Consider the following 24,263-nt stretch of genomic DNA (forward strand, 5'->3'; position numbering starts at 1 on the left):
CTCAGGTATGGCGAAGAGGCGAAGATGCCAAAACTCGGAATGGAGCCGATCCGGCGGGACGCGATCGTCAAGGCGACGATCGCCGAGCTTGGCGCGCAAAAATCCCTTGATGTCACCGTTAGCCAGATCGCCAAACGCGCAGGGATGTCCAGTGCATTGGCGCATCATTACTTTGGGGGCAAAGAACAGATATTCCTAGCCGCGATGCGGCGTATCCTGACGGATTTTGGATCTGAAGCGCGCGCACAACTCAGCACGGCAGATCCGGAAGAGCGCGCACAGGCCATCATTCGCGCCTGTTTCGCGCCATCATGTTTCACACCGGATGTTATCGCAGCTTGGATGACTTTTTATGTTTTGGCGCAAACCAACGATGATGCGCTGAGGCTCTGGCAAATCTATCAGGCGCGCATCCGCTCGAACCTGATCCACGCGTTGCGTCCGCATATGAGTGACCCGAGCGAGGCTGCCGAAGGTATGATTGCGCTGATCGATGGTTTGTACATCCACTCTGCACTGAATTCCCCACAAGAGCCGCAGCGGGCAGTCACCCATGCGCTGCGGGTACTGAGAGTTTTCCTAGAGGCCGAAAAATGACAAAGCCGAATATTCTGATCCTGATGGTGGATCAGCTCAACGGGACCCTCTTCCCCGACGGTCCTGCAGAATGGTTGCATGCGCCGAACCTGAAGGAGCTGGCGGCAAGATCAACGCGTTTCGCAAATGCCTACACTGCCTCGCCGCTCTGTGCTCCGGGACGTGCGAGCTTTATGTCGGGTCAACTGCCATCGCGTACTGGCGTCTATGACAACGCCGCCGAGTTCAGCAGCGATATCCCGACCTATGCCCACCACCTTCGTCGTGCAGGATATTACACCTGTTTGTCCGGCAAGATGCACTTTGTCGGCCCAGACCAGTTGCACGGGTTCGAAGATCGTCTGACCACTGATATCTACCCGGCAGATTTCGGTTGGACGCCGGATTATCGTAAACCCGGTGAGCGCATCGACTGGTGGTATCACAATATGGGCTCGGTCACTGGGGCAGGCATTGCCGAGATTTCCAACCAGATGGAATATGATGACGAGGTCGCTTATAACGCCAAGGCCAAGCTATATGACCTTGCACGCGGCAAGGATGATCGCCCCTGGTGTGTGACCGTCAGCTTCACGCACCCACACGATCCTTACGTGGCGCGACGCAAGTACTGGGATCTGTATGAAGATTGTGAGCATCTTGAGCCACAGATCGCGGATCTGGGATATGACAATCAGGACCCGCATTCCAAACGTATTTTCGATGCCAATGACTGGCGCAGCTTCGACATAACGACCGAGGATATTCGCAAATCCCGTCGCGCCTATTTCGCCAATATCTCATATCTGGATGACAAGATCGGTGAGATACTGGAGGTTCTGGAAACGACGCGTCAGGAGGCGATCATACTGTTCGTGTCCGACCACGGCGACATGCTGGGTGAGCGCGGGTTGTGGTTCAAGATGACTTTCTTCGAAGGCTCTTCCCGCGTGCCGCTCATGATTTCGGCCCCCGATCTTCCAGTTGGTCGCATCGATACACCAGTTTCGACGATCGATGTGACACCGACGCTTGGTACGCTGGCGGGCGTCGATATGGCTGAAATCTCACCTTGGACGGATGGTGAGGACCTTGTTCCGTTGGCAAAGGGCACAGACCGAACCGCGCCGGTTGCAATGGAATATGCCGCCGAGGCCTCATACGCTCCTTTAGTCTCTTTGCGTTATGGCAAGTGGAAATACAATCGCTGTACATTGGACCCCGATCAACTGTTCGATCTCGAGGCTGATCCGCATGAGATGGAAAATCTCGCTGGTCTGCCCGAACATGCAGGCACCTTGCAAACACTGCGTGCTAAATCCGAGGCGCGATGGGATTTGGATCGCTTTGATGCCGATGTGAGGGCCAGCCAAGCCCGGCGCTGGGTGGTTTATGAGGCATTACGGCAGGGTGGCTATTATCCTTGGGACTATCAGCCTCTTCAGAAAGCGTCTGAACGGTACATGCGCAATCATATGGACCTGAACGATGTCGAGGATAGCCAGCGTTATCCACGTGGCGAGTAATCCTTTACATTTTTGAAATTGCACCCGTCGGAAATGCGGAGATTTTTCGTCGAAAAATCTTGCCCCGAAGGTGAACGGAGACACGAATATGGAAGCAGATTTTGTCATTGTTGGCGCCGGTTCTGCTGGTTGCGCGATGGCTTACCGTCTGAGTGAGGCCGGAGCCTCGGTTCTGGTGATCGAGCATGGCGGCACAGACGCCGGACCCTTCATCCAAATGCCTGCCGCCCTAAGCTATCCGATGAATATGTCGCGATATGACTGGGGCTACAAATCCGAACCCGAACCACATCTGAACAATCGTCAACTTGCTTGCCCTCGGGGCAAGGTGATCGGAGGGTCTTCTTCGATCAATGGCATGGTCTATGTGCGCGGTCACGCGCGAGATTTTGACACCTGGGCCGAGATGGGCGCAGATGGATGGTCTTACGCAGATGTGCTGCCGTACTACAAACGCATGGAAACCTGGCATGATGGTGGCCATGGCGGTGATCACACCTGGAGAGGCACGGATGGACCTCTGCACGTGTCGCGAGGGCCTCGTGAAAATCCGCTGTTTAAGGCGTTCGTCGATGCAGGTCAGCAGGCTGGATATGAGGTCACTGGCGACTATAACGGTGAGAAACAAGAAGGTTTTGGGCCGATGGAGCAGACCGTCTGGAAAGGACGGCGCTGGTCGGCGGCGAATGCGTACCTTAGGCCAGCGCTCAAGCGGCAAAACTGCGAAATCATCCGGGGTCTTGCGGCGCGCGTGATTATTGATTCTGGGCGCGCATCCGGGGTCGAATTGATACGGGGTGGCAAACGGGAAGTGATCACAGCGCGGCGCGAGGTTGTATTGGCGGCTTCGTCTATCAATTCGCCTAAGTTGCTGATGCTTTCGGGGGTTGGACCCGCGGCGCACCTGGCTGAGCACGGTATCAAAGTGGTCGCCGACCGCCCTGGCGTCGGCGCCAATCTGCAGGATCACCTAGAACTTTATATCCAACAGGCCTCGATACAACCGATCACGCTATACAAGCATTGGAACCTGATCAGTAAGGGGATGATCGGGGCGCAATGGTTGTTTACCAAAACCGGCCTTGGCGCATCGAACCAGTTTGAAAGCGCCGCCTTTGTGCGTTCGAAACCGGGTGTGGAATATCCTGACATACAATATCATTTTCTGCCGATGGCGGTTCGCTATGACGGGCAGGCGGCAGCCGAAGGGCACGGATTCCAGGCGCATGTGGGGCCAATGCGGTCGCCCTCGCGCGGCGCTGTGACTCTGCGATCCGCCAAAGCCGAAGACGCGCCGGTGATCCGGTTCAACTACATGAGCCATGATTCGGATTGGGAAGACTTCAGAACCTGCATTCGCTTGACCCGAGAGATCTTTGGACAGCAGGCGTTCAAACCCTTTGCCGGTAAAGAGATCCAACCGGGGGCGGAGGTTCAGTCGGACGATGAGCTAGATGCCTTTATCGCCGAGCATGCCGAAAGCGCCTATCACCCTTGCGGGACTTGCCGCATGGGCCGCGCGGATGACAAGGATGCCGTTGTCGACCCGCAAGGGCGTGTGATTGGGGTGGATGGATTGCGCGTCGCCGATAGCTCGATTTTCCCGCAAATCACCAATGGCAATCTGAACGCGCCGTCGATCATGGTGGGTGAAAAGATGTCGGACCATTTGCTGCAGAAAGACCCTCTGCCCAAAGCGAACGACCAGCCCTGGATAAGTCCGAGATGGGCAACGGCACAGCGCTGACACATCCAAAACCCACGGCGTGCATTTATCCTGAAAGCTGGTTGATTGCGCTCAGAATTTGATCGGCGTCAAAGCGGAGTGCGACAGTCATGTTTAGCCTTGGGATGTAACGCTGAAACAAGGAGCCAACTGGATGTCTCATACCCCGCATGAACTGGCTGAAGAGTTCCCCGACAAGCTCGAAGTGATGAGCCAGCTCAAGCAAACGGATGCGCATTTTGCCCGACTTGCGGATGAGTATCATGAGGTCAACCGCACCGTGCATCGGGCTGAAACCAATGTTGAGCCGATGGAGGAATTGGCCGAGGTTGATTTGCGCAAGAAACGCGCGGCGCTCAAGGACGAGATCTGGGCGATCTTGTCAAAAAGCTAAGGATTAGGCGGGGGCTCTGCCCCCGGACTCGCAGGATATATATGGCCAGGCGAAGATCAGGTGACCTCATAAGGCAGGGTGCCGCGGCTATGGGCGTCGATGGTCAGGCGGCGCTCTAACGGTGGGACTGATCTTTGGTGGCAGGTTTGGCGCTCGCATATGCGACAGGATATGCCGATGGGCTCGTAAGCGCTCGCGTTGTTTATGTCGAGATTATCGGCGTAGACCAATGCTTCGGCATGACGAACCTCACATCCCAAGGCGATGGCATAGCGGCGGACAGGAGCACCGAACGAGCCTCCGGATTTTGAAACATCACGAGCCAATGAGATATAGCGGACGCCATCCGGTGTCTCGGCTAGCTGTTGCAGGAAATGACCCGGGGTCTCGAACGCCCGGTGGACATTCCAGAGTGGGCAGGCGCCGCCGAAGCGGGCAAATTGCAAGCGCGTAGCTGAATGGCGTTTGGTGATCGTTCCGGCCTGATCGACACGGACAAAAAAGAACGGAATCCCCTTTGCGCCGGGGCGTTGTAGCGTAGATAGGCGGTGCGCCACCTGTTCAATCGACGCCCCGAACCGGTTGCTGAGCAGCTCCAAATCATGCCGATAGTCTTGCGCTGCGGACAGGAAAGCGCCGTAAGGCATCAGCGAAGCCCCGGCAAAATAGTTGGCGAGGCCAATTTTGGCGATGGCGCGGGCCTCATCGCTTTGGAAACGGGCGAAATCTAGCGTTGCTTCAAGCAGCTTATCCTGACTGATCAACGCCACCTGCAGCAATAGTTGGAAGACCTGCGTTTGTGGTGCGGCGCGCGAGGAAAGGCGCAGGGTTTTGTCACCAGCATTGTAGCTGCGTAAGGTTTCTGTGTCGGCAAAAGTGACGTGAATGCCGCGTTCTGACAGGCTGTTCAGGGCGACTTGTCGAATATCGCTGGTTTCATCGGCACGGCTGGCGAAGCGTTCGGCGGCGCGGTCAACGGCGTCAATATAATTGTCGCAGTAGTGAAAGAAATCGCGCACCTCTTCCCATGGGCTGGCCTGAATACGGGCATCCTCGCGGCCCAATGCCTCGTCGAGCGAGGCGAGGCGTTCATGGGTCTGGCGATAGGCGCGGTGTAACTCGATGAACGCGCGTGCAAGCGCGGGCGCATTTGAAGCGGTGAGCCTGAGATCAGCCAGAGGGGGTATCGTTTCGGCAAACACCGGATCGGCCAGTGCTTCGCGCATATCCGAAACCAATCGTTCGCTATCCCCTGTGCTGAGTTCGGTCACATCCATACCAAACTCTTGCGCCAGTGCCAGAACAACGGTCGTCGAGATCGGCCGGTTGTTATTCTCCATCTGGTTCAAATAGGGCAGTGAAACGCCCAGTTTTGCGGCGAAATCCTTCTGCGTGAGGGTCAGGCGTGTGCGCATTTCGCGCAGCTTGGCGCCAGCGTATAGTTTCTGAGTGGCCATGGCGGTTCTTTGCAGCTTTACTGAATCTGCAGGATAACTTTGCAAACCCTGTCGCGCAAGCCGTCTACAGACCCAATTGCCGTTCGCGCCAGATAACAACGCTGATCGCGCAGATTGCCAGGGCGGCGGTTGCCAGCATCAGCCAAAGCAGAGGCATCGCGCCTGTCTCATGCGTCAGCAATGCGCCTGCCAATGCGCTGAGTGCCGCGCCGCCACCCAACATGATCGCACCGCTCAAACCAGAGGCAGTAGCCGCCAGATGCGGGCGGACCGAAAGCGATCCGGCGGTTGCATTTGGGATCGCCATGCCGTTACCCAACCCGACGAAGGTCATCAGGCCGAAGAAGCTGAGAGCCGTTCCCAAATCCACTAGGAACAACAAAGCTGATAGGGCCACGCCAATTGCATTCAGCCAGCATCCCCAGCGCACCATTCGGTTGACGCCGAAGCGAACCGAGAATCGACCGCTGATGAAGTTGCCGAAGAAATAGCCAATCGCAGGCGCACCAAAGTAGATGCCGACCTCGGCGGCTGTCATGCCGAACACTTCGGTCCCGATAAAGGGTGCGCCCCCGAGATAGGCAAAGAACGCACCTGAAGAGAACGCCGAGGACAGGGAATAGCCCCAGAAGCGGGGCGATCTCAGCAATTCAGGATATTCGCGAAATTGCTGCATCAGTGTTTTGCCGCTTGCGGCTGCGGTTTCGCCAAAATCTTGGTAGGTCAGCACCAGCGCTAGCGCCGCAAGGGCAAAGGGTAGCCAGAAATTGGCTTTCCAGCCAAAAGTTTCTTCGAGAAGCCCGCCGACAGCAGGGCCGATCATCGGGACGACTGCCATCCCCATGGTGACATATCCGAGCATCGAAGCAGCCTGGTCCTGTTCGTACATGTCCCGCACAGCCGCACGACTTAAGACAATACCAACGACAATGACGGCCTGAAACATTCTGAAAGCGAGAAAGGTCTCGACATTTGGGGCGTATATACACCCCAGCGTTGCAAGCAGAAAAAGGGCGAGTCCCCACAGCAGTACAGGCCGACGTCCGGCCTTATCGGCAATGGGTCCTATTAAGATTTGCAGTGCCGCGTTGACCAGAAGATAAAGCGCGATCGAAAGCTGCATCACCTTGTAATCAGTCTGAAAATACGTCGCCATAAAGGGAAGGCTGGGCAGATACAGATTCATGCTCAGCGCCGACAATCCTGACAACAAAACGAGTGTTGCAAGCGTGGGGGGCGTGCGGCTGACAGAGGGTGAACTGAACTGCATGGTTTACCTTTAGACCCTGATCGCGCGAAACGCCATCGGCAGTTTGGCTTGTTGTGTTAATTAACAAATTTGCAGTTATCTCAAATAGTGTTGCCAAATATTTGCAAATTTGCCGAAAACTACTTTGGCCACTGCTCCCAAATCGTTATGGTCGCGCAAATTCTCTTGGGAGACTACCGACATGAAAGACATCCTTTCCGAGCTCGAAGGCCGTCGCAACAACGCGCGATTGGGTGGTGGGCAAAAACGCATCGACTCGCAACACGCCCGCGGAAAGCTGACGGCACGCGAACGGATCGAGTTGCTGGTAGACGAAGGCAGCTTTGAAGAGTTTGACATGTTTGTCAGCCATCGCTGCACTGATTTCGGAATGGAGAAACAAAAGCCTGCTGGTGACGGGGTGGTCACAGGCTGGGGTACAATCAATGGTCGAATGGTCTACGTCTTCAGCCAGGACTTCACCGTATTCGGTGGCTCGCTGTCAGAAACCCATGCGCAGAAGATTTGCAAGATCATGGATATGGCAGTTCAAAACGGAGCGCCGGTGATCGGGATCAACGACTCGGGCGGGGCGCGGATTCAGGAAGGCGTCGCTTCATTGGCCGGATATGCTGAGGTGTTCCAGCGTAACATCATGGCCTCAGGCGTCGTGCCACAGATTAGCGTGATAATGGGGCCGTGTGCAGGTGGTGCGGTTTACAGTCCTGCAATGACCGACTTCATCTTCATGGTCAAAGACACCTCGTACATGTTCGTGACCGGCCCAGACGTTGTGAAGACCGTCACCAATGAGGTCGTGACGGCGGAGGAACTGGGCGGGGCTTCAACCCACACCAAAAAGTCGTCGGTCGCTGATGGCGCGTTTGAAAACGATGTGGAGGCGCTGGCCGAGGTGCGCCGTCTTGTCGACTTCCTTCCGCTCAACAATCGCGAGAAACCGCCAGTTCGCCCGTTTTTTGACAGCCCTGACCGGGTCGAGACATCGCTGGATACGCTGATCCCGGACAATCCGAACACGCCGTACGACATGAAGGAACTGATCACCAAAGTGGCGGATGAGGGTGATTTTTACGAGATTCAGGAAGACTACGCTAAGAACATCATCACCGGTTTTATCCGGCTTGAAGGGCAGACCGTGGGCGTCGTGGCCAACCAACCCATGGTATTGGCAGGATGTTTGGACATCGATAGTTCCCGAAAAGCGGCCCGGTTCGTGCGGTTCTGTGATTGCTTTGAAATCCCGATCCTGACGCTTGTTGATGTTCCGGGCTTTCTGCCGGGCACTTCGCAGGAGTATGGCGGCGTGATCAAGCACGGCGCTAAACTGCTATTTGCTTATGGCGAAGCGACCGTGCCAAAGGTCACCGTAATTACGCGTAAGGCCTACGGTGGCGCGTATGATGTTATGGCCTCCAAACACCTGCGCGGCGATTTCAACTATGCGTGGCCCACGGCTGAGATCGCGGTGATGGGTGCAAAGGGCGCGACCGAAATCATCCACCGCGCCGATCTCGGCGATTCCGATAAGATTGCGAAACACACTCAGGACTATGAGGACCGGTTCGCAAATCCCTTCGTCGCGGCCGAGCGCGGCTTTATCGACGAGGTGATCATGCCACAATCGACCCGCCGCCGTGTATCACGTGCATTTGCGAGCCTGCGCGGCAAGCAACTGAAGAACCCTTGGAAAAAGCACGACAATATCCCGCTGTAAATGCCCGCCGAGGAGGCCCGAGCCGTAAATGCCCCGATTGACCGGACATAAGACCGCGCAGGTTGCAACAGCTCTGCACGCTCCCCCGGAGGAAGGAAACCGCCGCTGGCGGATCCGGGGATGCGCCGGGGTTTTTACGTTGCTGGTCGGAGTAGGTTCGGCGCTGGCCTCAAACCTGCTGCCCGTGCCATCGGGTCAACCGGTCGAGCTTAGCGATGTGCTTCTGGACACCAATCCGGGTGAGCTTTGGGTGCGGTTTCGGTTCATTGCACCCAAGATCGGATCGACTGCAGGTCGTATCACATATGATGTCGCCGTAGTCGACATGGAGCATTTGTGTGAAACACTGGCGGTGCCTTATGTGGCCCAGCACGAATTGCAGCCTGCCCGGATTGTGATTTCGTTTTCGGACAGACCGGTAGCGTTCGGCACCTCCGAACCTGACGCAACGCAGTTCTTCGAAGCCTACCGGCTGGATCAATCCCGGTGTATCTGGGAGGGGCTCTGACCATGAACCAACAATGTCACGGTCTCAGAGTGTCCCGATACAGTGATGCAGCTCTGGAGGTTCGCATGATCACTTCAATCCCGCAGGCATGTCCGATGGCCTGCCATATCTGGAACTTGTCCGTTGAGGTTTCGCAATGCTGAAACATCGCGGTTTCCCCGGACGTTTGCCCGGAACAGACTTCCAGTTCACCATTCGGCGGGCCAATCCCAAGGGCGTTACGCCGCTGACCCAGCGAGAACGCTTTCGCGATCGCAAACCCGCCGACAAGCGCGCAGATGTCGCGTTTATCGAGGCGTTATGGGCGCACTTTGGTGATCAGCCCTTTGAGCGGGGCAATCTGGACGCGGGCCGTCTAAGTTGGCTGTTCGGGCGTGAGGTTGTCGCCGCCGAAGACCCGTTTGATCCTGCAAGCTATGATGCTCTGCTGGTGATCAATCTGGACGCCGCGCGCCAATCTTTCCCTGACGTGTTCGACGGAGTGCGCTGATTGTGACCGGGGCTGCCGCACATAACACTCAGATGATCAGTGACAGTGGAACCCTGCCCGCTAACGGGCAGGGTAGGCTGTTTTCATCAGAAGTTGAGTTGCGCGGCCAACTGGACACGATTGCCGTCGAATGTGTCGCCGGAAATTGTGTCGTTCCGCTCGCCATAGATGTATTCGGCGCTGAGCGTCAGGTTGTCTGTCGCCTTGTAAAAGGCATTGACGTGAATCGTCTCAAGCTCGGTGAACGACAAAGTACCGGTCGATGTAGGCAGGTCGTAGTCTTCCTTGCCATAGGCGATGCCGACGTTCCATTTGGAACTCAGGTCCTGACGGAATTCGATGGTGTAGCCATCAACATCGTTGGCCTGACCCCCGACGACTGCGTCACCCAAGCCGATCAGGTAGGGGCCAAGTGCCTCGCCGTTGACATAGTTGACCTGAAACAACCCACCTTCCCACGGTCGGATCGAGCCCGACAAAGAGAAACCGGTCTGATCGACCTCGACGTCGCCGGATTGCGCCTTGCCGTAGAGCGCCGAGGCACGAGCGATGTATTTGCCATCGTTGTATTCGACCGAACCAGTCAGCACAGGATCATCCGAATCCGAGCCGCCGACGTTTTCTTCAACGGAAACGGCGAAGGTGGTATTCGATCCGATATTATTGGCGTAGCGCACCTGCGGTACGCGCGCGAAAGCGATCCCGACCGGCCCGTTAAATTCCACCGAGGTGGGGTAGGTGTCCAGAGGTTGGAAATTGGTCCAGTATTGTCCGATCAGCCATTGTTCTCCAATCCAGATATTGGCGTGACGAATTCGGAATTCGGCGGTTCCGTCCGAGCCGAAGGCATCGACTTCGATCTGGCCCTGAATGTCTCCGATTCCCGAAGGCGTGCTGGTGCGCAGCCCGATACGAGACTGACGGACTGTGGCGCCAAACGTACCATCTGTCTCGGCCGAGGGTTCGCCAATCACGTTTACGAATGCGGTGTCGCCCTGATCGTATTCGAAGTCATAGAAGAAGTCGGCTTTGACATAACCGTAGACGTCCAGAGTGGTGTTGCCGATCTGCAGATCCCCAGTGCCAGACCCGGGATTGGAGGATTCCAGCGCTTCGACCCGGGCGCGCAGTGCATCCAGTTCAGCCTGAGTTTGTGCATCTTGCGCCAAGGCTTGCATACCGGTCACGGAAAGCGCGCTGGCAGCAAGCAGGCTAGCATTTTTACCCTTTGTTATCATATGGATAGTTCCTTGTGTGCGAGTGTGCAGGGGCACCGTTCCACGCAACTGAATTCTTGGGAAATCACCAAGTTGAGAGAAGATGCTCTCAATTTTTCAAGCAAAAGTGTCGGTAGACATGTGACGTTTCACGCTGCGCTGAAACCGGAATCTAAGTTACTGTCACCGGAAGGATTTTTGCGTGAGTTTGTAGTGATGTTGCGTGAGGTGCCTCGCGCACTGCCTCGCTACAAGTCTTCGATTTGTAACAGGAACGTGACGGATTTCAGACGTAGTCGTCGCTGTCCGGGCGATTACGACGTCGGCGCAAATCTGCGTGGTGCCGCGCTGGATGGGCAGGTTTCAGCCGGAATCTCAGATGGAAACAATAACTGGTTGGCGGCCAGAATTGTGCTGTGCACAGTGATTGGGCCGTGCGGCTCTACTTTGCCTGCGTCGCACAAGCACCTACTATTCCGTACCCCTTCCTTCCGCGGGCAGGCTTGTGTTCCCCACAGAGTTCTGTCCGCGGTTTTCTTTTTGTCAGGTTTGGACAAAAAGCGGCAAAAACCTGCGCAATTCGCAAGTTTGTGGTCCGTGTTATTGCATAACAAGGCGCGAAATCGGCATCTGCTCTCAAAGACTGCAAAAAATCTAGAAGGGCAGAAACCATGCGAATCAAACGAATTTCCCTTGCGTTGGCAACCTGCGCGGGTTTGGCGGCCTGCGGTGGCTCGACCGGTGAACAGGCGATCCTTGGCGGCGGTGCGGGGGCTCTGGGGGCGGCGGTCCTCAGTGCAGATCCGCTGCTTGGGGCGGCAGTCGGGGCTGCGGGCAACGTGCTTTACTGCAAGACCCAGAACAACTGTAACTAAAGCTGAATTTAACGGGGCTGGAAAAGTCCCGTCCGTCATTGCGCATCACGCCGTCGTGGGGTCAACGCCCCGCGGCGGCGTTTTGCGTTTCCAGAACATCAAGCCAAAGGACGTTCCATGTTCAACAAGATCCTGATCGCAAACCGGGGCGAGATTGCCTGCCGGGTCATCAAGACCGCCCGCAAGATGGGCATTGGCACGGTTGCCATCTATTCAGATGCTGACAAGAACGCCCTGCATGTTTCAATGGCGGATGAGGCCGTGCATATCGGCCCGCCGCCCGCCAACCAGTCATACATCGTCATCGACAAGGTGATGGATGCCATCCGTAAAAGCGGCGCGCAGGCGGTCCACCCCGGTTATGGCTTTCTGTCCGAGAACTCCAAATTCGCCGAGGCGCTGGATGCCGAAGGCGTCGCCTTTGTCGGCCCCCCGGTCGGTGCGATCGAAAGCATGGGGGACAAGATCACCTCGAAGAAGATCGCGCAGGAGGCCGGGGTTTCGACGGTGCCCGGTTACATGGGCCTGATCGAAGACGCCGATGAGGCGGTGAAGATTTCGAACGACATTGGCTATCCGGTGATGATCAAGGCCAGCGCTGGCGGCGGTGGCAAGGGCATGCGGATTGCGTGGAATGACGAAGAGGCGCGGGAAGGTTTCCAGTCATCCAAGAACGAGGCCGCGAATTCTTTTGGCGACGACCGGATTTTCATTGAGAAATTCGTGACTCAGCCGCGCCACATCGAAATTCAGGTTCTGTGCGACAGCCACGGCAATGGCATCTATTTGGGCGAGCGCGAATGTTCGATCCAGCGCCGGAACCAGAAGGTCGTGGAAGAGGCGCCATCGCCCTTTCTTGACCCCGAAACCCGTAAGGCGATGGGCGAACAGGCCGTCGCGCTTGCCAAAGCGGTGGACTATGCCAGTGCCGGTACGGTCGAGTTCATCGTGGATGGCAAAAAGAACTTCTACTTCCTCGAAATGAACACCCGCCTGCAGGTGGAACACCCGGTGACCGAACTGATCACTGGTGTCGATCTTGTCGAACAGATGATCCGTGTGGCCGCTGGTGAAAAGCTGTCGATCACGCAGGATGACGTCACCCTGACAGGCTGGGCGATTGAAAACCGTCTTTATGCAGAGGACCCGTATCGTGGCTTCTTGCCCTCGATTGGCCGCCTTACCCGTTATCGCCCGCCGCAGGAGGTCGCAGCCGGCCCGCTCCTTGTGAATGACAAATGGCAAGGTGATGCGCCTAAAGGGGATAGCGCTGTGCGTAACGATACCGGCGTCTATGAGGGCGGCGAGATCAGCATGTATTACGACCCGATGATCGCCAAGCTGTGTACCTGGGCACCGACCCGCGAACAGGCGATTGAGGCGATGCGCGTGGCGCTGGACAGTTTCGAAGTCGAAGGCATCGGTCACAACTTGCCATTCCTGTCAGCGGTCATGGATCACCCGAAATTTGTAAGTGGTGAAATGACGACCGCTTTCATCGCCGAGGAGTATCCGGACGGGTTCGAAGGCGTCGACCTTCCCGAAGAAGATCTGCGTCGCATCGCAGCCTCGTGCGCTGCCATGCACCGGGTTGCCGAAATCCGTCGCACCCGCGTATCGGGCCGGATGGACAACCATGAACGGAAAGTCGGCAAACGTTGGAATGTCGCTCTGCAAGGGCAGGATTTCAGCGTCAAGGTTAAGGCTGACAAACAGGGCGCGACTGTCAAATTCAAAGACGGGTCAGCTCTGCGTGTGTCCTCTGACTGGACGCCGGGTGACCAACTTGCGGTGTTGGACGTGGATGGCAGCCCGTTGGTCTTGAAGGTTGGAAAGATTTCGGGCGGGTTCCGTATCCGAAACCGAGGGGCTGACCTCAAGGTACATGTGCGCACCCCGCGTCAGGCCGAACTGGCCCGCCTGATGCCCGAGAAGCTGCCGCCTGATACATCGAAAATGCTGCTCTGCCCAATGCCGGGCTTGATCGTGAAGATTGATGTGGAAGTAGGTCAGGAGGTGCAGGAAGGTCAGGCACTTTGTACCGTTGAGGCGATGAAGATGGAGAACATCCTGCGCGCCGAGAAAAAGGGCGTTGTCTCCAAGATCAACGCGGGCCCCGGCGACAGTCTGGCCGTTGACGATGTGATCATCGAGTTCGAGTGATGATGCGCGCACCTGCGACATATCTTTCAAGGTTCCCAGCGGCTTCCGCCGGGATCTTGAAGCATGTCGCAGGTGCTCAGCCGCCCTCACGTCGTTCGCGGATTTCGCGTTCGCGCAAAGGCGTCTTGTCAATGGATCGGCCAATCTCACGCACGCTCCATGGGCTGGGTTTGCGCAGTTTGACGACACCATCCTTGTCGACAAACACCATCTGGAATCCACGTGGTCGCAGTTTTGATCGGATCGATGATCGCGCCGCCGGATCAGTATCGGTCAAGACAATCACGTCGCGATCCCGCATTGCGTCCTCGCCTTCGAGTAACATGTCAATCTGTTGCTGGAATCTTGGGTCTGCCGGGGTATCGGCAAAAACGACGATCGGGCGATGCGTCCAGAGAAAATCGCTTAGATCGCTGTCAGCTACTGGACGAACAAAGCTGTCATTCGCAGGGGCAGTCGCGTCGGCGGCCAAGGCGGCCAACGGGAATAGTGCCGAGAAAACAAAGGCAAGCGTGCGTGTCATGAGGCCTCCTGTTGTGATGAATATAGCCTCTGCTGGGGCGAATGCGACTGACGAAATGCGTGTGATCACCAAAAATTTTCTTCGTGGACGCCGCACCCACCCATGCGTATTTGTCAGTATGCCTACAAAACGCGCCGTTCCCGCGGCCTTCGCGTTGGGAGAGTAGGCCGATGGAAGTGATCCTGCATTGCGGCGCACATCGATGTGCAAGCACCAGTTTCCAGAACTATCTGAGCCGGAACGTGCAGGTCCTTGCAGATCAAGGTTTGGCGTATTGGGGGCCGGAGCGAACACGCTCCAATGGCCTCAACAGCTTGAACAAATTGACGCCTGAGGTCTGTGATGGATTACGCCGCGAGTTGGACGTATGTCAGAAAGACGGCGCGACGCAGCTATTGGTCAGCCAAGAGAATTTCGTGGGCTCAATGGAGCGCAATATTGCCTTTGCCTCGCTCTATCCAGGTATGCAGGAACGTGGGCAGCTTTTGGCAAGGGCATTTGATGGAAGAGTCACCAAAATTGCTTTGAATATCCGCGCGTTGGATATGTATTGGTCTTCCGTGGCCGCCTATAAGTTCAAACGTGGCAGCGCCCCAATAGAGCCCACAAAGTGGACCCGCATCGCGCAAAGCAAGCGGAGCTGGCGAGACGTCATCACCGATATTAGCCACGCCTTCCCGGGCGTCCCATTGCTCGTTTTGCCGTTTGAGGAATTTGCGGGTCATCAACAGGCGCAGCTTCAGGCGCTGACGGGTCGCACCGCGCCCGAATTCAGCGATGGCCTTGCGTTGAATGCTGCGCCCAAACCCGCGCCCCATGGTCTGACCGCTGAACAGGCGATGCAGCTTTGGGCTGATTATGCCGATGATCTGGAATGGCTTGCCTCGGGCGCCGATGGGAGGGCTGAACTGATCTGCCGGACAGATAGCAATGCACGCGGGGTCGCCCCCGCCGAAACCAGAATTGAACAGAGGAAATCGACATGACCGACACCAACGACTGGCAGGTGCTGGCTGAAAAAGAGCTGCGCGGCCGACCTTTGGGCGATCTGACCAAAGAGACGCTGGAAGGCATCGACGTCAAACCGCTTTATACTCAGGAAGACACGGCTGATCTGCCGCATATGGGCTCGCTTCCGGGCTTCGGTCCGTTTACGCGCGGCGTAAAAGCGACGATGTATGCGGGGCGCCCTTGGACGATCCGTCAATATGCAGGCTTCTCGACGGCTGAAGAATCGAATGCATTTTACCGCCGCAATCTGGCAGCCGGCCAGCAAGGTGTCTCGGTCGCCTTCGATCTGGCGACTCACCGGGGGTATGACAGTGACCATCCCCGTGTGGTGGGCGATGTCGGCAAGGCCGGTGTGGCCATCGACAGCGTTGAGGATATGAAAATCCTGTTCGACGGTATCCCGCTGGACAAGGTTTCGGTCTCAATGACGATGAACGGGGCGGTGATCCCGGTTCTGGCCAGCTTCATCGTTGCAGGTGAAGAGCAGGGGCATGACAAGGCCGTGCTCTCGGGCACCATTCAGAACGACATTCTGAAAGAGTTTATGGTGCGTAACACCTATATCTACCCGCCCGAGCCTTCGATGAAGATCATCTCGGACATCATCGATTACACTTCGAATGAGATGCCCAAGTTCAACTCGATCTCGATCTCCGGCTATCACATGCAAGAGGCCGGGGCGAACCTGGTGCAGGAACTGGCTTATACGCTGGCCGACGGGCGCGAATATGTGCGCGCAGCGACGGAATCAGGCATGGACGTGGACAAGTTCGCGGGTCGTCTGTCGTTCTTCTTTGCCATCGGCATGAATTTCTTCATGGAGATCGCCAAACTACGCGCTGCGCGCACCCTTTGGCATCGGGTAATGACCGAGTTCGGGGCAAAATCCGAACGGTCGAAAATGCTGCGAACTCATTGCCAGACCTCGGGCGTGTCGCTGCAGGAACAGGACCCCTATAACAACGTGGTCCGCACTGCCTATGAGGCCATGAGCGCGGTTCTGGGCGGCACACAGTCACTGCATACCAACGCACTGGACGAGGCGATCGCGCTGCCAACCGATTTCTCGGCACGTATCGCGCGAAACACGCAACTGGTGTTGCAAGAGGAAACCGGCGTGACCGATGTGGTCGATCCGCTGGCGGGCTCTTACTACGTCGAAAGCCTGACCAACGAGTTGGTCGAAAAAGCCTGGGCTCTTATGGAAGAGGTCGAGGAAATGGGCGGTATGACCAAGGCCGTTGCTAGTGGCATGCCCAAGCTGCGGATCGAGGAAAGCGCTGCGCGCCGTCAGGCCATGATCGACCGGGGCGAAGAGGTCATCGTTGGTGTCAACAAGTATCGCAAAGAGCAAGAAGACCCGATCGATATTCTGGACGTCGATAACGTGGCCGTGCGCGAAGCTCAGGTCGCGCGGCTGGAGCGTATCCGTGCAACGCGCGACGAGGCGGCTTGCCAACAGGCACTGGACGCCCTGACAACAACCGCCCGCGAGGGAGGTAACCTGCTGGCCGCCGCCGTCGAGGCCGCTCGAGCCCGCGCATCCGTAGGAGAGATCAGCATGGCAATGGAGAAAGAGTTCGGTCGTCACCGCGCCGAAGTGAAGACCCTGGCCGGTGTTTATGGGGCGGCCTATGAGGGTGACGAAGGTTTTGCCGCGATTCAGAATTCCATAGAAGAATTCGCCGAGGCCGAGGGGCGTCGCCCGCGTCTGCTGGTGGTCAAGATGGGGCAGGACGGCCACGATCGAGGGGCCAAGGTGATTGCCACTGCCTTTGCCGATATCGGGTTTGATGTGGATGTCGGCCCTCTGTTCCAGACGCCTGCAGAAGCCGCACAGGACGCGGTGGACAATGATGTGCATGTGATTGGGATCTCTTCGCAGGCTGCGGGGCATAAGACATTGGCGCCTCAGTTGGTTGAGGAACTGAAAAAGGCGGGGGCTGAGGACATCATAGTCATCTGCGGTGGGGTCATTCCGCAACAGGATTACCAGTTCCTTTACGATCACGGTGTGAAGGCTATCTTTGGTCCGGGAACGAACATCCCTGAAGCGGCGCAAGACATCTTGCGTTTGATCGGCGAAGCCAAAACCTAACGCCGGCGCCAAGATTTTTCGTACGAAAAATCTTGTGATTTCGCCCCTTTGCGGAAAACATGCGACCAGACCCAAATGGTCTGGTCGTTTGTCATCAGGAGGCGTCTTCATGTTACTGGATCATCTGGCTGTTGCGGGCGAAACGCTTGAAGAAGCTTCTGACCATATCGAACAGGCGCTGGGCGTACGGCTTCAGGACGGCGGCAAGCACGAAAAATTCGGAACGTATAATCGACTTCTGGGCTTGCGGGATGGGCTCTATCTGGAGGCGATTGCGATCGACCCCGAAGCCTCCAAACCGCAAAGGACGCGCTGGTTCGATCTGGACCGGTTCACCGGATCACCCCGCCTGACCAACTGGATTTGCCGGGTTCCGGATATCGAAGCGTCACTGACCGTTTTCCCCGACGGCGTCGGACAACCTATCGATCTGAACCGAGGCGCGCTGCGCTGGCGTATGGCAGTCCCCCCAAATGGACGTCTGCCATTTGACAACCTCTTTCCGGCGCTTATCGAGTGGAAGGGTGATTTGCATCCGGCGCAAATGCTTCAGGACAGTGGCTGCCGGTTACGCCGCCTGATTGTGTGCCATCCGGATGCAATCGACTTAGCCAAAGGTTTGGGGGCGTTGGAGTATGTCGCGTTTGACAGCGGCCCGGCTGCATTGCGCGCTGAAATCGAAACACCGCACGGGTTGCGCGTGCTGGAATGAACATCCGGCAGGCCAGAGCCCAGGATGCATCCGCGATTGCGGCGATAGCAAACGTGATTATCCGTGATACGCTGGTCACTTTCACCACCGATGAACGCAGCGTTGAAAGCGTGGTGGCAGAGATCGAAACCAGAGGTCCCGCCTTCTTGGTCGCCGAGCGCAGTGGTGCCGTCGAGGGGTTTGCGACCTATGGCACCTTCCGCTCGGGACCGGGATATGCGCAGTGCCGCGAACATTCGATACAGTTGGCACCCGAAGCCAGAGGCCAGAATGTTGGCCGTTCGTTGATGGAGGCTCTTGAAGCCATCGCGCGGGAGGATAACGTGCATGTCTTGGTGGCGGGCATTTCATCGGCCAACCCCGCAGCCATCGCCTTCCATAAGGCAATTGGCTTCAAGCAGGTGGGACGCATGCCTGAAGTGGGGTTCAAATGGGGGCAGCGGCTGGATCTTGTCCTGATGCAGAAAATACTCGGCCCGCAGTCATCTGTCGCACCTGACAGTCGTGACAAGGCACGCTAGGGTGCGCCCATGTCGATCTGGTCCAGAATAGCCGACGCGCTGAACGCGCTTGCCCAGGGCGAAAGCCTGACTGCGGTGTTTGAGAAACTGCGCACGCCGCCAGAACGTTCGGTGGCCTTTGCGATTGCTGTCGTGGCGCTTGGCGCCAAGATGGCCAAGGCCGACGGTCAGGTGACGCGGGATGAGGTGACGGCTTTCCGTGAAGTGTTCCAGATCGCGCCCGAAGATGAAGACGGGGCGGCCAAGGTCTTTGACATGGCACGGACAGACGTTGCTGGATATCAGGACTATGCCCGCCGGATTGCCCGCATGTTCGCCGAAGATAGCACCACCCTGTGCGATTTGATGGAAGGGCTGTTTCACATTGCCATGGCGGACGGGTTCTACCATCCGAACGAAAACGAGTTTTTGGAAGAAGTCAGCCGCATTTTCGGCCAGACCGACGCTCAGTTCATGGCCCTGCGCGCGCGTTTCGTACCGGATGCGCCGAAAGACCCCTATACGGTTCTGGGCGTTCCCCGCGACGCTCCTCTGACCGAAATTCGCAAGGTTTGGCGGCAACTGGTGCGAGAAACTCACCCCGATGCGATGCTGGCACGCGGCGTTCCGGAAGAGGCGGTGCGGCTGGCCGAGAAAAAGATGATCGATATCAACCGCGCCTGGGATGAAATCAACGGCGCCCGGGTCTGATCCGTGCGGTTGGCGACCTACAATATCGAATGGTTAGCCAACCTGTTTGATCGCAATGACAGCCTGATTGTCGATGACAGCTGGTCAGGGCGTCACGATGTGACCAAGGCCCGGCAGGTTGAGGCGATCGCAAAGGTGCTGACAGCGATTGATGCCGATGCGATGCTGATCGTCGAAGCCCCCAACACAGGCAAGTCTCAGAATACCGTCCGTGCCTTGCAGCGATTTGCCGAGGCGTTCGGTCTGCGTACAAGCCATGCAATCATGGGATTTCCCAATGATACACATCAGGAATTGGCCCTGCTTTATGATCCCGAAATTCTTACAGCCAAACACGACGCAAGGGAGGCTGAGAACGCGCCGCGTTTCGATGCCGAGTTCCGGATAGACCTGGATGTGGATGCGACCGAGGATCTTGTTCGGTTTTCAAAGCCTCCGATGGAATTGGCGATCCAAACAACCTCAGGGCAGGAGTTTCGACTGATCGGGGCGCATCTGAAGTCCAAAGCGCCCCATGGCGCTGCGTCGCGGGATGAGATGATACGAATTTCGATTGCCAATCGCCGTAAGCAGTTGGCGCAGGCGGTATGGCTGGGTCGACGGGTCCGACATCATTTGACGGAGCAAGAGCCGGTGATTTTGCTGGGAGATCTCAATGACGGACCCGGGCTGGACGAGTTCGAACACCTCTTCGGTCGATCGTCGGTCGAGATATTGTTGCAGGCGGGGCTCTATGATCCTCATGCGGCACGGGCATTGGAACTGCGCCCCGGTTCCGTCCCGGCAACTGCCCGATTTGCGCGGCCGAATGAGGGACGGTATCTTGAGGCGCTGTTGGACTACATCATGATTAGCGAGGATTTGCGCGCCCACCACCCGAACTGGCGCATCTGGCATCCGTTTCGCGATGCCGCCTGCTGGGGCAACCCTGAGCTGAGGGATGCCTTGCTAACCGCATCCGACCACTTCCCGGTGACGTTGGATATCGACCTCTGACCTTTCAACACTCGGCACGCTCGCTTATATTCAAGCTATGCTACGTCTCATGCTGATCAGCGCTATTTGTACTGCCTTGGCCCTGCCTGCCCAAGCACAGGACGATTCGGGTAAGTCGCTGATGGAGCGGGGTGCCGAGTTGTTTCTGGAAGGCTTGCGGCAAGAGATGGAGCCCACGATCGAAGACCTGCGTGGATTTGCGGACCAATTTGGTCCGGCTTTGCAGTCTTTCATGCGGGAAATGGGTCCGGCGCTGGCTGAGTTGGCTGCTCAGGTGCAGGATTGGAGCGCGTATGAATCGCCCGAGATGTTACCAAACGGCGACATTATCATCCGCAAGAAGCCCAAAGATCAGCCCGAAGAAGTTGTGCCGGAAGAAGAGACTTCTAACGGTTATACCGATATCTGATTATCCGCGAATGATCACTTTGGGTTCTGATTTCAGCGCGCCGGCCAACGAGTTAAAACGGGCCTCGGCGACTTCGTTGAACAATGCGCCCGCCGATTTGGGCAGACGCAGTTCGAGCTTTTGTTTTTTGGGATAGTAACGCATCTTGCCCATGGCTGCGTCGTGCTGCATCCAAAGCATCGCTCCGAACCGTAGTGCTTTGCCCAGGATTTCGGCCTGTTCCTGGCCGCGTTCGTCGAGCAGTTCGTAAAGCTCGGTAAAGCGGCTCCCTTCGCGTTTGTTGCGATATCGGTGTTGCAAAGCGAGCCCGATAAAGATCCGCTCGGAGTGTTTGATCCCGCTCATGTTGGCGCGGGTGACATATTCGAAACAGGCCTCGGCCCGGTAATCTGGATGCGCACGCCAACTGACGTCATGCAGCAGACAAGCTGCCTTGATCAGGCGCAGCATCGGTTCCGGCGCCGAACGGAACAAGGGCATGACAAAATCGAACAGGTGTTTGCCGAAACCGGGCAAGCGCGCGTCTTTCGCTTCGGCAAACCGGCAGGCTTCGATCAAAGGATCCCGGTCGCGCAGGCGTTGCGGCATCTGTTCATACAGCAATCCTTCGCGGATGCCGTAGCTTGAAATCGCGATGTCCTTTGGTTTGAACGTGCGGATCAGGCGTGAAAGCACATCCATTGCATAGGGGATCAATGCCATACGCGAGCCCGACACACCGGCCAATGCGCGCAATTCATCAGGATCATTCTGTTCGATGAACTTGATGGTCTCGCGTACCTGACTTTGTGTCATGCGGTATTCGTGCAGCACGTTCAGCGGATAGCCTCGGCGCAGCATGTCCAGACGTGCGAAGGCGCGCCAGCTGCCGCCGACCAGAAACAGCCGATCACGTTGAGGGCCCATCCGGTCGCGCATCTCTTCCAGCGTCTTCTTGATATGCTCCTTACGCGCCCGGCGACCGCCTTTGATATCGCGCAGTTTGAGCGGCCCCAGGGGCGAAGTCATGCGACGTCCGACCTTGCCGCCTCCGATCTCAGCGAGTTCGACGGACGAGCCACCGATGTCGCAGATCAGCCCATAAGCTCCGGGCCAACCCAGCAGCACGCCCTGAGCTGAGAGCCGTGCTTCTTCCTCGCCATCGACAACGTTGATGATCAGGCCGGTTTCGGCTTTTGCCTGCGCGCAGAAATCCGGTCCATCGCTGGCCTCGCGCACCGCAGCGGTGGCGACCGCGTGCAGGGCGGGCAGGCCGAGGTCTCTGGCAAGATGCTGAAACCTGTGCAAGGCAGCCAGCGCCCGTTTGCGACCTTCAGGGTTCAATCGGCCGGTCTCTGACAGGCCGGCGCCCAGTTCGCACATCACCTTTTCATTGTAGAAATAGGCCGGTGAGCGCGCCGCGCCGTCAAAGATCACCATCCGGACCGAGTTCGATCCGATATCGACAACCCCGACCCGGGAAAGTGCACGGGCGCCCGGATCTTCGAACAGCGGCCTTCCGAACAGCCCGTGATCCGGGAAATCAGTCTCGGCAATCTTGGTCATGGTGTCCCCAGGTCTTTTGCGCGACAGGATGCGAGATCACCCTTGTCCGGTCAATTACAGGCATCCGATTGTTCGGCCTCTGTGTTCAATAGACGCACCGCCAGCGCACGGGTGATGTCGCGTTTTTCAGTCAGCGCAATTTCGTCAAGCTGCTCGACCACGCGGGCGGCGGTTTCAAAGCTTCGATTCATGTGCTTGACCAGATATGCTATGACATCCGGCCCCGGATTGAGCTGCCGGTCGGTGAATAGCTTCGCCAGCACTGCGCCCAGCAGCGCATCGTCCGGCCCTTCAAGCGACACATGATGCGCACCTTCGGCCCGGCTTTGCAGATCGGCCAGCGGCAGATGCCACAGTTTCGGCGTCGTGCGCCCGGTCATCAGCAAGGCGTGGCCCTCGGCCAGAACCAGATTGTGCAAATGGAACAGAGTTTTCTGCTGCTCGACGTCCGCCGCGATTACTGGCACATCTTCGACCGCCACCGGACCGCGCGCCAGGTCCGGCACGTCGTCATATCGAAGCGCGGCGGCTTGTACGATTCGACCGCCGGTCTCGCCGGCCCAGACATGCGCCAGATGGGTCTTGCCCGATCCTGCAGGGCCGCTCAGCACCAGTTTGTTGCCAGGCCATGAGGTGGCAGAGATCATCGCAACAGCTAGCGCATTAGCAGGCGAGACGAAAAAGTCTTCGCGGCCCAAGGCAGTCTTGGACGGCAGATCAAAGCTGAGCTGCATGGCCATTTATTCGTCTTCCTGATTGAGCCCTTCAAGCCCGGTATATAGGCGGCTGTGCAGATACTGCTCGGTCGCAAACCGTGCCAGCACGCCCAAGGCAGCCGCTACAGGTACTGCGATCAGCATTCCGACAAAGCCGAACAGCGCGCCGAAGACCGACAAAGCCAGCAGCAGCCAGACCGGGTGCAGGCCCACCGAACTACCGACGAGTTTGGGCGTCAGGAAGTTGCCCTCGGTCACCTGTCCGATAGCAAAAATACCGGCGACCAAACCGATATGTGCCCAATCCCCCCAGAACTGAAACAGGGCCAGGCCTATGGCTAGGGTGCCTCCGATCAGGGCGCCCAAATAGGGGATGAAGGTTACCAGCCCTGCAATGAAGCCGACGATCAGGCCGAATTGCAGGCCGACCAGCATCAATGCGACAGCATAGTAGGTGCCGAGGATCAGGCAGACGGTACCCATTCCACGCACGAATGAGGCAAGAACGGCGTCGATTTCACCAGCAAGTCGTTTGATCGTGGGGGCGTGATCACGGGGCAAGAGCTCTCCGATCCGGGTGATCATGCGATCCCAATCCATCAGCAGATAAACCGCGACAACCGGTACGATAACCAGCAGGACGACGACATTTATTGCTGAACCCAATGAGGCCAGAACGGTTTGCAGCACATCGCCGGTTTTTGATTTCAGCGTCTCGCCAAATGACACCAGCATCTGGTGGGTATTTGATTCGCGATCGAGCAAAGCCGGGAATTGTTTCTCAATAAAGGCGCGCAGTTCTTTAAAAAGGCTTGGCAAAACATCAATCAGATCCAGTAGCTGTGTGATCAACGCGGGCACAACCATAAGAATCATCAAAACAAAACCAAACACGCCGACAACGGTAATGATCCCGGTCGCAGCCATGCGCGAAAGGCCGAGTGTTTCCAGGCGGTCCGCAACGGGATCAAGGAAATATGCAATCGCACCACCGATCACAAAGGGCAGCAAGACATCGCCCAACAGGTACAAAAGCAGCACGAAAACAGCGGCGGCAATGCCCCAGTATCTAAGCTGATCCTTCACCGGCAAGGCCATGGCGCAATCCCTCGTTTGCACAGCATTG

23 protein-coding genes are annotated in these 24,263 nt (G+C 57.2%); 16 read left to right on the forward strand and 7 right to left on the reverse strand.

The annotated features are described in order from the left end of the window. The first annotated feature begins 24 nt into the window (after window positions 1–24). The 4 genes from betI (at window position 25) to ACR0AY_RS11415 (ending at window position 4,222) form a co-directional block, all read left to right on the forward strand. Window positions 25–597: a choline-binding transcriptional repressor BetI gene (gene betI, locus ACR0AY_RS11400; protein WP_170392164.1), complete on the forward strand. Its 573-nt coding sequence runs from the start codon at window positions 25–27 to the stop codon at window positions 595–597. Further along, on the forward strand, window positions 594–2,102 hold the full coding sequence (betC, locus tag ACR0AY_RS11405) for a choline-sulfatase (protein ID WP_170512341.1): 1,509 nt from the start codon (window positions 594–596) through the stop codon (window positions 2,100–2,102). The genes betI and betC overlap by 4 nt, the downstream gene beginning before the upstream one ends. A gap of 88 nt (window positions 2,103–2,190) precedes the next feature. Further along, window positions 2,191–3,849, forward strand: a complete 1,659-nt coding sequence (betA, locus tag ACR0AY_RS11410; RefSeq protein ID WP_170392160.1) for a choline dehydrogenase — start codon at window positions 2,191–2,193, stop codon at window positions 3,847–3,849. 133 nt (window positions 3,850–3,982) lie between these two features. Next, entirely contained in the window at window positions 3,983–4,222 is a 240-nt protein-coding gene (locus ACR0AY_RS11415) for an HP1242/YdcH family protein (RefSeq protein WP_170392158.1), read from the forward strand. 56 nt (window positions 4,223–4,278) lie between these two features. On the opposite strand, the gene ACR0AY_RS11420 is transcribed toward ACR0AY_RS11415, so the two are convergent. Both ACR0AY_RS11420 and ACR0AY_RS11425 read right to left on the reverse strand, forming a co-directional pair. After that, a complete protein-coding gene (locus ACR0AY_RS11420; protein ID WP_170512339.1) occupies window positions 4,279–5,679 on the reverse strand; it encodes a helix-turn-helix transcriptional regulator in 1,401 nt (466 codons plus the stop codon). A gap of 64 nt (window positions 5,680–5,743) precedes the next feature. Continuing rightward, window positions 5,744–6,949 carry a multidrug effflux MFS transporter gene (locus ACR0AY_RS11425; protein ID WP_170512337.1) on the reverse strand — a complete coding sequence of 402 codons (1,206 nt, stop codon included), beginning with the start codon at window positions 6,947–6,949 and terminating at the stop codon, window positions 5,744–5,746. A gap of 181 nt (window positions 6,950–7,130) precedes the next feature. On the opposite strand from ACR0AY_RS11425, the gene ACR0AY_RS11430 reads away from it, so the two are divergent. From ACR0AY_RS11430 to ACR0AY_RS11440, 3 genes are all read left to right on the forward strand, one after another. Then, window positions 7,131–8,663 carry an acyl-CoA carboxylase subunit beta gene (locus tag ACR0AY_RS11430; protein WP_170512335.1) on the forward strand — a complete coding sequence of 511 codons (1,533 nt, stop codon included), beginning with the start codon at window positions 7,131–7,133 and terminating at the stop codon, window positions 8,661–8,663. 28 nt (window positions 8,664–8,691) lie between these two features. Beyond that, window positions 8,692–9,171, forward strand: coding sequence for a DUF6497 family protein (locus ACR0AY_RS11435; RefSeq protein WP_480454171.1), 480 nt, complete (start codon window positions 8,692–8,694; stop codon window positions 9,169–9,171). Window positions 9,172–9,307: 136 nt separating this feature from the next. After that, window positions 9,308–9,661, forward strand: coding sequence for a hypothetical protein (locus ACR0AY_RS11440; RefSeq protein WP_170392151.1), 354 nt, complete (start codon window positions 9,308–9,310; stop codon window positions 9,659–9,661). An 86-nt stretch (window positions 9,662–9,747) separates the two neighbouring features. Here ACR0AY_RS11440 and ACR0AY_RS11445 read toward each other — a convergent pair whose 3' ends face one another. Then, on the reverse strand, window positions 9,748–10,899 hold the full coding sequence (locus ACR0AY_RS11445) for a DcaP family trimeric outer membrane transporter (protein WP_480454173.1): 1,152 nt from the start codon (window positions 10,897–10,899) through the stop codon (window positions 9,748–9,750). A 650-nt stretch (window positions 10,900–11,549) separates the two neighbouring features. On the opposite strand from ACR0AY_RS11445, the gene ACR0AY_RS11450 reads away from it, so the two are divergent. Both ACR0AY_RS11450 and ACR0AY_RS11455 read left to right on the forward strand, forming a co-directional pair. Beyond that, window positions 11,550–11,753: a hypothetical protein gene (locus ACR0AY_RS11450; protein ID WP_170392147.1), complete on the forward strand. Its 204-nt coding sequence runs from the start codon at window positions 11,550–11,552 to the stop codon at window positions 11,751–11,753. A 117-nt stretch (window positions 11,754–11,870) separates the two neighbouring features. Further along, window positions 11,871–13,916, forward strand: a complete 2,046-nt coding sequence (locus ACR0AY_RS11455) for an acetyl-CoA carboxylase biotin carboxylase subunit (protein ID WP_170512331.1) — start codon at window positions 11,871–11,873, stop codon at window positions 13,914–13,916. Window positions 13,917–13,992: 76 nt separating this feature from the next. Here ACR0AY_RS11455 and ACR0AY_RS11460 read toward each other — a convergent pair whose 3' ends face one another. After that, entirely contained in the window at window positions 13,993–14,439 is a 447-nt protein-coding gene (locus ACR0AY_RS11460; protein WP_170512329.1) for a DUF4174 domain-containing protein, read from the reverse strand. Between the two features lie 170 nt (window positions 14,440–14,609). On the opposite strand from ACR0AY_RS11460, the gene ACR0AY_RS11465 reads away from it, so the two are divergent. From ACR0AY_RS11465 to ACR0AY_RS11495, 7 genes are all read left to right on the forward strand, one after another. Then, on the forward strand, window positions 14,610–15,425 hold the full coding sequence (locus tag ACR0AY_RS11465; RefSeq protein WP_170512327.1) for a hypothetical protein: 816 nt from the start codon (window positions 14,610–14,612) through the stop codon (window positions 15,423–15,425). After that, window positions 15,422–17,548: a methylmalonyl-CoA mutase gene (scpA, locus tag ACR0AY_RS11470; RefSeq protein ID WP_170512325.1), complete on the forward strand. Its 2,127-nt coding sequence runs from the start codon at window positions 15,422–15,424 to the stop codon at window positions 17,546–17,548. Before ACR0AY_RS11465 ends, scpA begins: the two co-directional genes overlap by 4 nt. A gap of 109 nt (window positions 17,549–17,657) precedes the next feature. Further along, a complete protein-coding gene (locus ACR0AY_RS11475; RefSeq protein WP_170401518.1) occupies window positions 17,658–18,260 on the forward strand; it encodes a VOC family protein in 603 nt (200 codons plus the stop codon). Further along, window positions 18,257–18,781: a GNAT family N-acetyltransferase gene (locus ACR0AY_RS11480; protein WP_170512323.1), complete on the forward strand. Its 525-nt coding sequence runs from the start codon at window positions 18,257–18,259 to the stop codon at window positions 18,779–18,781. Before ACR0AY_RS11475 ends, ACR0AY_RS11480 begins: the two co-directional genes overlap by 4 nt. Before the next feature lie 9 nt (window positions 18,782–18,790). Beyond that, entirely contained in the window at window positions 18,791–19,471 is a 681-nt protein-coding gene (locus tag ACR0AY_RS11485; protein ID WP_170392133.1) for a molecular chaperone DjiA, read from the forward strand. A gap of 3 nt (window positions 19,472–19,474) precedes the next feature. Beyond that, window positions 19,475–20,467 carry an endonuclease/exonuclease/phosphatase family protein gene (locus ACR0AY_RS11490; protein WP_170512321.1) on the forward strand — a complete coding sequence of 331 codons (993 nt, stop codon included), beginning with the start codon at window positions 19,475–19,477 and terminating at the stop codon, window positions 20,465–20,467. A gap of 37 nt (window positions 20,468–20,504) precedes the next feature. Next, window positions 20,505–20,876, forward strand: coding sequence for a hypothetical protein (locus ACR0AY_RS11495; RefSeq protein WP_170512319.1), 372 nt, complete (start codon window positions 20,505–20,507; stop codon window positions 20,874–20,876). Here the strand turns inward: ACR0AY_RS11495 and ACR0AY_RS11500 are convergent, their stop codons facing one another. From ACR0AY_RS11500 to ACR0AY_RS11510, 3 genes are read right to left on the reverse strand one after another with little or no spacing between them, the layout of a single operon-like run. Beyond that, window positions 20,877–22,421 carry a Ppx/GppA family phosphatase gene (locus ACR0AY_RS11500; protein WP_170401504.1) on the reverse strand — a complete coding sequence of 515 codons (1,545 nt, stop codon included), beginning with the start codon at window positions 22,419–22,421 and terminating at the stop codon, window positions 20,877–20,879. 50 nt (window positions 22,422–22,471) lie between these two features. Then, window positions 22,472–23,161: an HdaA/DnaA family protein gene (locus tag ACR0AY_RS11505; RefSeq protein ID WP_170392125.1), complete on the reverse strand. Its 690-nt coding sequence runs from the start codon at window positions 23,159–23,161 to the stop codon at window positions 22,472–22,474. Then, window positions 23,162–24,235 (reverse strand): AI-2E family transporter, encoded by a 1,074-nt coding sequence (locus ACR0AY_RS11510; RefSeq protein ID WP_170392915.1) that lies wholly within the window; start codon window positions 24,233–24,235, stop codon window positions 23,162–23,164. It abuts the gene before it with no gap. Between the last annotated feature and the right edge of the window lie 28 nt (window positions 24,236–24,263).

The organism is Ruegeria sp. A5, from assembly GCF_056543005.1.